The sequence below is a fragment of the Pseudomonas sp. GLN_2 genome, from assembly GCF_043106005.1.
Lineage (GTDB): Bacteria > Pseudomonadota > Gammaproteobacteria > Pseudomonadales > Pseudomonadaceae > Aquipseudomonas > Aquipseudomonas alloputida.
This window is the reverse complement of record NZ_JBICMC010000076.1, coordinates 22,074-28,327: the sequence shown is the minus strand read 5'-3', so window position 1 is coordinate 28,327 and position 6,254 is coordinate 22,074. Positions and strand designations below refer to the sequence as shown.

General features: G+C 62.8%; 8 protein-coding genes. 5 read left to right on the top strand and 3 right to left on the bottom strand.

The annotated features are described in order from the left end of the window. Window positions 1-49: 49 nt before the first annotated feature. The 5 genes from ACF8Q6_RS16940 (at window position 50) to ACF8Q6_RS16920 (ending at window position 3,968) form a co-directional block, all read left to right on the top strand. Window positions 50-754 (top strand): TetR/AcrR family transcriptional regulator, encoded by a 705-nt coding sequence (locus tag ACF8Q6_RS16940; protein ID WP_003252210.1) that lies wholly within the window; start codon window positions 50-52, stop codon window positions 752-754. Window positions 755-784: 30 nt separating this feature from the next. Further along, window positions 785-1,333 (top strand): hypothetical protein, encoded by a 549-nt coding sequence (locus tag ACF8Q6_RS16935; protein ID WP_014754305.1) that lies wholly within the window; start codon window positions 785-787, stop codon window positions 1,331-1,333. A 139-nt stretch (window positions 1,334-1,472) separates the two neighbouring features. After that, window positions 1,473-2,750 carry a flavohemoglobin expression-modulating QEGLA motif protein gene (locus ACF8Q6_RS16930; protein ID WP_003252215.1) on the top strand — a complete coding sequence of 426 codons (1,278 nt, stop codon included), beginning with the start codon at window positions 1,473-1,475 and terminating at the stop codon, window positions 2,748-2,750. After that, a complete protein-coding gene (locus tag ACF8Q6_RS16925) occupies window positions 2,722-3,645 on the top strand; it encodes an alpha/beta hydrolase (protein WP_017147929.1) in 924 nt (307 codons plus the stop codon). Before ACF8Q6_RS16930 ends, ACF8Q6_RS16925 begins: the two co-directional genes overlap by 29 nt. Continuing rightward, window positions 3,642-3,968, top strand: coding sequence for a hypothetical protein (locus tag ACF8Q6_RS16920; protein ID WP_003252219.1), 327 nt, complete (start codon window positions 3,642-3,644; stop codon window positions 3,966-3,968). Before ACF8Q6_RS16925 ends, ACF8Q6_RS16920 begins: the two co-directional genes overlap by 4 nt. Before the next feature lie 177 nt (window positions 3,969-4,145). On the opposite strand, the gene ACF8Q6_RS16915 is transcribed toward ACF8Q6_RS16920, so the two are convergent. From ACF8Q6_RS16915 to ACF8Q6_RS16905, 3 genes are all read right to left on the bottom strand, one after another. Then, the gene (locus ACF8Q6_RS16915) at window positions 4,146-4,937 is read right to left on the bottom strand and encodes an OmpA family protein (RefSeq protein WP_003252221.1); all 792 of its coding nucleotides are present in this window, start codon (window positions 4,935-4,937) and stop codon (window positions 4,146-4,148) included. Window positions 4,938-4,987: 50 nt separating this feature from the next. Beyond that, on the bottom strand, window positions 4,988-5,401 hold the full coding sequence (locus ACF8Q6_RS16910) for a DUF4398 domain-containing protein (RefSeq protein WP_003252223.1): 414 nt from the start codon (window positions 5,399-5,401) through the stop codon (window positions 4,988-4,990). A 276-nt stretch (window positions 5,402-5,677) separates the two neighbouring features. After that, entirely contained in the window at window positions 5,678-6,022 is a 345-nt protein-coding gene (locus tag ACF8Q6_RS16905; protein ID WP_003252225.1) for a hypothetical protein, read from the bottom strand. Window positions 6,023-6,254 lie beyond the last annotated feature (232 nt).

Here is a 6,254-nt window from a genome sequence, read left to right as displayed (position 1 = left end):
CCAGCACTGACGAAACACCGCCCATGAGGTATCCCCCGTGACACCCGCCATGCCTGACCAAGGCGCCGCCGGCATCGCCACCGCCGTCGCCGAAAGCGTGCAATACCAAGGCCGCAAGACTGCCCGCCAAGGCAGCGAACAGCGTCGCCAGTTGATTCTCGATGCCGCCATGCGCATTGTCGTGCGCGATGGCGTGCGCGGTGTGCGCCACCGGGCAGTGGCCGCCGAGGCCGGCGTACCATTGTCGGCCACCACCTACTACTTCAAGGACATCGAGGACCTGCTCACCGATACCTTTGCCCAGTACGTCGAGCGCAGTGCGGCTTACATGGCCAAGCTGTGGGCCAACACCGAGGTGGTGTTGCGCCAGTTGCTGGCGCAGGGCGATGGCAGCCCGCAGGCCCGGGCGCGGCTGGCTGACGAGGTGGCGCGCATGACCGCCGACTACGTTCAGCGGCAACTGCTGAACCGCCGTGACTTCCTGATGGCCGAGCAGGCTTTCCGCCAGGAAGCATTGCTGTGCCCGCGACTGGCCGAGCTGGTGTGCGCCCATGAGCAGATCCTGCTGCACGGCACCCGGCAATTGCTGCAGGTCGTGGGCTCGCGGCAGCCGGAGCAGGATGCACAGATGTTGACGGCGATTATCGAGCAGTTGGAATATCAAGGCCTGCTCAAGCAAGCGAATGCGCAAGCCGATGGGCAGATGCTCGCTATGCTTACCCGATACCTGCAGCTGGTGCTGGCATCGGCCTGAGCCGAGAACGACCTTTTCAAGGAGAACCTGATGAAAGCCTGGCGTGTGGTGTTGTTGACTTTGTCATTCCTGCTGCTGGGCGGTTGTCTGGTGACCTTCCATGAGCCTTTGCCCAGCAACCAGGCAGCGCCCAAGGCCTTGCTCGGCAAGTGGAGCAGCAAGGACGCCTGGGGGGAGCCGTTGAAACTGGTGATCAGCCGTAGCGGTGGCGACGCCTACAAGGCAGTGGCCACGGCCAAGGGCAAAGCGCCTGAAGAGTACGTGTTCACCGTGTCACGCCACGGCAACCGCTGGTACTTGTCGGCTGGCGTGCCCAAGCGCCTGGGTGGCAATTTCCTGATTGGCGGCTTCGATATCGTCGATGGCAAGGAACTGGTGGTCTACAACCTGGATGTCGAGCAGGTACAGCAGGCGGTGGACAACAAGGAACTGACCGGTCGCAGTACCGAAGTGCCGGACGACAACGGCGATGGCGTGCTGATCGATAGCCCGGCGGCGCGGGTGCTGGCCTACCTGGACGACCCGGCCAACTCCGACCTGTTCGTTGAAGTGGCGCGGTTCCAGCGTTCCGGCAAGTAGTGGCCTGTACCGGCCTCTTCGCGGGCAATCCCGTTCCTACAGGGGCCTTGCCAGGCCTGGGCTTCTTGATATCCCTGTAGGAGCGGGCTTGCCCGCGAAGAGGCCGGTACAGGTTTCTTGTACTAGAAAGGAGTCCCCGGTGGACGAATACCAGCAAACCATCCGCGCCCTGTCCGACCGCATCGTCGCGGCACAGACGCCTATCCGGGTCCTGGACGCGGTGAAGTGGGACGACAACATCCGCCAAGGCTTTCTCAAGGCCAAGGGCAAGGAGCCGCCGGCGGTTGATCGCGCCTACTACCAATCGCGTCCGCTGTCGTTCGACTCCAGCGCGGTCAAGGCCGAGTTCCAGGGCATCGAGCGCGACATCATTCGCCAGTTGGGCCAGTTCAACCCGGTCGGGCAGATCATGAAGCGCATGTGCCGCGAATACCGCATGGTGGTGCGCATGCTTGAAGCGCGCGGTACCGAGGATTTCGGCCTGATCTCCCAGGAGCTGTACGGCGCCGCCTCGGATGCTTTCCACGCCGGTGACCCGACCCTGGCCGACCTTGGCCTGATGCTGTCGGACTACCTGAACAACATCGATGGCCGTGGTGACCTCAAGGATGAGCCAAAGAATCTCACCGCCAAGGAGGCGGTGGAGATCCTCCAGCACCGGCTGAACAACGTGTTCGGCGAGGCCGAAGGGACCATTCGCGTGTTCGAGTCCGACGGTATCGTCGCCGACGCCGCAGCCGGTGCCGACTACATCAAGGTGCGTGCCGATGCCATGTTCAACGCCCGCGATGTGCGCGCCCTGGAGGTGCATGAAGGGTTGGTGCATGTCGGCACCACGCTCAATGGCCTGAACCAGCCGATTTGCACCTTCCTGGCCAAAGGCCCGCCCTCATCGACGGTAACCCAGGAGGGCCTGGCGATTCTCATGGAGGTGATCGCCTTTGCCTCCTACCCCAGCCGCCTGCGCAAGCTCACCAACCGCACCCGTGCCATCCACATGGTCGAGGAGGGTGCAGACTTCATGCAGGTCTACGGTTTCTTCCGCGAGCAGGGCTTTGAGATGGCGCAGAGCTACAGCAACGCCAGCCGGGTGTTCCGCGGGTCGGTACCCAACGGCCTGCCATTCACCAAGGACTTGTCCTATCTCAAGGGCTTCATCATGGTTTACAACTACATTCAGTTGGCCGTGAAGAAGGGCAAACTGGAACAGATCCCGTTGCTGTTCTGCGGCAAGACCACCCTGGAAGACATGCGCACCCTGCGCCAACTTGTCGAGGAAGGGTTGGTCGAGCCGCCCAAGTACCTGCCTGAACAGTTCCGCGACCTGAGTGCGTTGTCGGCCTGGATGTGCTTCTCCAACTTCCTCAACCACCTGAGCCTGGATCGCATTGAAGCCGACTACGCGAACATTCTCTGAGCACTGCCGCCTGCTCGTCCTCGGCCTGGTCCTGGTGAGCCTTGGCGGCTGCAGCAGCCTGTTGTTCTACCCCGAGCGTGGTCAGGCCTTCACCCCGGAGCGCGCCAAGCTGGAATACCGCGATGTCACGCTGACCACTGCTGATGGCATCCGCCTTCACGGTTGGTGGCTGCCAGCCAAGGCTGGGGTCGAGGTCAAGGGCACGGTGCTGCACCTGCACGGCAACGGCGGTAACCTGCCAGGGCACCTGGGGGGGAGCTACTGGTTGCCGGAGCAGGGCTACCAGGTGTTCATGATCGATTACCGCGGCTATGGCTTGTCTCAGGGCCAGCCGAGCCTGCCGGAGGTGTACCAGGACATTGCTGCAGCCATGGCCTGGCTGCAGCAGGCGCCCGAGGTCAAGGGCAAGCCGCTGGTACTGCTGGGGCAGAGCCTGGGCGGTGCCATGGCCATTCATTACCTGGCGGCCCACCCCGAGCAGCGTCAGCGCTTCAGCGCCCTGGTGTTCGATGGCGTGCCGGCCAGTTACCGCGCGGTGGGGCGCTTTGCGCTCAGCACCTCCTGGATGACCTGGCCATTGCAGGTTCCGCTGTCGTGGCTAGTGCCGGACGGCGACAGCGCGATCCGCTCGATCGAGCGATTGAGCAGCCCGCCCAAGTTGTTTTTCCACAGCATCGACGACAACCTGGTGCCGATGGACAACGGCATCCGCCTGTATCAGCACGCGCCACCCCCGCGGGTGCTGCAACTGACCCGAGGGGGGCACGTGCAGACCTTCGCCGACCCTACCTGGCGCCAGGTGATGCTGCGGTTCCTCGATGACCCCAGCCATTTCAACGGCCTGCGGCGGCTTGCCGAAGTGCCCAATTTCCCTGACGAGAAGAACAAGCAATGAGTGAAGAACGCAACGCCATCCCGCTGATCCTGACCGGCGTCGGCAGCATCATCGTGACGGTGGGGGCCTTGTGGTATTACGGTTACCTGCATTTCGCCAAGCCCGAAGATGCCCTGCTGCTGCAGGATTTCACCATGCTCAAGACCATCCCCGGCGAGGACTACAAGGTATCGCTGGACCCGGCGCCGCAAGTGGCCCAGTGCGTCGACGGCGTGCTGGTGCTGTTCGACACCCAGCAGAAAGGCCTGACCGGCGTGCTGGTGGACAACCGCAAGCGCGCGGTGCGCTGCATGGGCGAGGAAACACCGCAGCAGGTGCAGTGAGCCATTATCCCTGCTGCCTGAACTCGCCTCTTCGCGGGCACGCCCGCTCCCACAGGGGCGCGCAAAACTCGAAACTGGCGCCGTACCTGTGGGAGCGGGCGTGCCCGCGAAGAGGCCCGAACAGGCAAAAGAAAGCCCCGCGTCGATCGCGGGGCTTGTCCTTTCAGCTAGCCAGCCTTAGCGCTGAACCTGACTCACCGAGCGTGGTGCCACCGGCTGGTTGTCGTTGGAGATGGTCACCTCTACCCGACGGTTCTGCGCACGTCCCGAGTTGCTCGAGTTGTCCGCTACCGGGTACTCCTTGCCATAGCCCTGGGAAACGATACGCGCCGGATCTACCCCGGCACGCACCAGTGCCATGCGCACGCTGTTGGCACGGCGCTCGGACAGGGTCTGGTTGTAGTTGGCCGAGCCGACGCTGTCGGTGTAGCCCTCGACGATCACCTTGCGTTCCGGGTTTTCCTGAAGGAACTGGGCCAGCTTGGTGATGTTCGGGTAAGCGCTGCTCTTGAGTTCGGCCTTGTTGAAGTCGAACAGCACGTCGCCGAAGGTCACCAGCGTTCCGCGATCGGTCTGCTTGGCGTTGAGGCTGTCCTGCAGCTTGGCGATCTGCGCGTCGCGGGCATCCAGCTTGGCCTGGGCGCGCTGGGCCGAGGCATTCTTCAGTTCAGCTTCGGCGGTGCGCAGGGCAATGGTCTGCTTGGCCACTTCGACGCGCTGGTTGGTCAGGTAGGCCAATTGGTCGACCTTCTTCTCGTCTTCACGGTCCATGTAGGCCTTGTCGGCCTTGTTCAGCCAGTCCTGGGCGTCCTTGGTCTCCAGTGCCGCGACTTTGCTCGCTTGCGGGTCGCTCTGCAGCGAGGAGAAGTTGGTGCGGGCCGATTCCAGGTTGGCATTCGGATCGTGCGAGCAGGCAGCAAGACCGACGCTCAGGGCCAGCAGGGCGGGAATCATGACGTGTTTGCGCATAGTGTTCATCCTTTGATCGTGTGCGAAGGCTAAGGTTGGCGGGGCAGGGCTCACTGAGCGCTGCGCAGGCCTTCCTCACGTACGTCCTGAACGCCCTGGCGGGCATCCTGCACGGCCTTCTGGGCTTTGGCTGCCTGGGCCTTGCGTTCGGCGAGGCGTGCATCCCACTCGGCCTGTTGGGCCAGGCGCTTGGCCTCGTCGTACTTCTTGTCGTGCATGGCGATTTCGGCTTGCTTGAACTTGTCCTGAGCCGCTTTCATTTCCACGGCGGCGAACTCGGTACCGCCAGCGCTGACGGCGGAGTTCACGGCGGACTGGGTAACGGCATACTGCTCGGTGGGCGGATTGCCCGCACAGCCGGCCAGGACCAGGCTACTGCCCAGCGCCAGCGCGGCCAGCTTGAACCCGCGCACATGAGTGGATGACAGTTGGCTAGTGCGGGTCTTCATGGTGGTCAGCTCCATTGGATCACTCCTGATAACGACGATGTCCGTAGCAGTCCATCGCTCAATCCCTGACAAAACCGCGCGCTTCAGCTCAACGGTGCACGAGGGCAGTGTGCAGGGTTTTAGCGTGATGGCTATTGGCTCCGACTCGAACGTTTTTCGAATAGTTCAGAAAAAAGCGCTGTAATCGAATAACTATTTCTGACTGATCGGTCAGTGCGATTTGCCTGGAACTTTCCCAGGCTGGAGCGGTATTCCGGGCCTTGAGCAGGCCCGGAATGCTGGGGCGCAGGATTATTTGTCGGTGTCGACTGTCGCGTTGCTCAAGTTGTGCAGGTGCTGGCGGGACAGGGAGAGAAAGCGCGGCGTAGGACCAACGTCTTCGTACAAAGGGTCGCCTTCTTCGTCGGTGGCGATGACCTGGCGGCCCTGCACATAGGGGAAACTGGCTTCCAGTTCTTCAAGGGCGGCGGCGACCAGTTCGCCGAGCAGTTCTTCGGCGGTGCGCTTGGGGTACATGTCGATCAGCGCGGCCAGGCGCGCTTCGGACTCCAGGTCCAGATGCAGGACATGGCCGGTACGGCTGAGGGTACCGGCGGCATTCTGTTCCCAGTGCTGGGCGAGTTCACGGATTTTCATGATGACCTCTGTTGACGCCTGGAAAGGCTGCACTGCATGGGAGTGCTGTGCTTTCACTTTAGTTTGGTTTGGCCGATCACGGCTTGCCATCGTCGCCCGGCTGTGGGCACTCTTGGGGGATACCGCCCCCCTGTAGGAGCGGGTTTACCCGCGAACACCGGCAACGCCGGTGCCAGACACCGCATTGGGCTCTTCACGGGTTACCCCGCTCTGGCACAGGGCGCGCCAAGGC

Excerpts from the sequence above, each read along its gene's own strand:
- ACF8Q6_RS16915 (WP_003252221.1), bottom strand. The coding sequence starts at position 4,937 with ATGCGCAAACACGTCATGATTCCCGCCCTGCTGGCCCTGAGCGTCGGT.
- ACF8Q6_RS16920 (WP_003252219.1), top strand. The coding sequence starts at position 3,642 with ATGAGTGAAGAACGCAACGCCATCCCGCTGATCCTGACCGGCGTCGGC.
- ACF8Q6_RS16935 (WP_014754305.1), top strand. The coding sequence starts at position 785 with ATGAAAGCCTGGCGTGTGGTGTTGTTGACTTTGTCATTCCTGCTGCTG.
- ACF8Q6_RS16940 (WP_003252210.1), top strand. The coding sequence starts at position 50 with ATGCCTGACCAAGGCGCCGCCGGCATCGCCACCGCCGTCGCCGAAAGC.
- ACF8Q6_RS16910 (WP_003252223.1), bottom strand. The coding sequence starts at position 5,401 with ATGGAGCTGACCACCATGAAGACCCGCACTAGCCAACTGTCATCCACT.
- ACF8Q6_RS16905 (WP_003252225.1), bottom strand. The coding sequence starts at position 6,022 with ATGAAAATCCGTGAACTCGCCCAGCACTGGGAACAGAATGCCGCCGGT.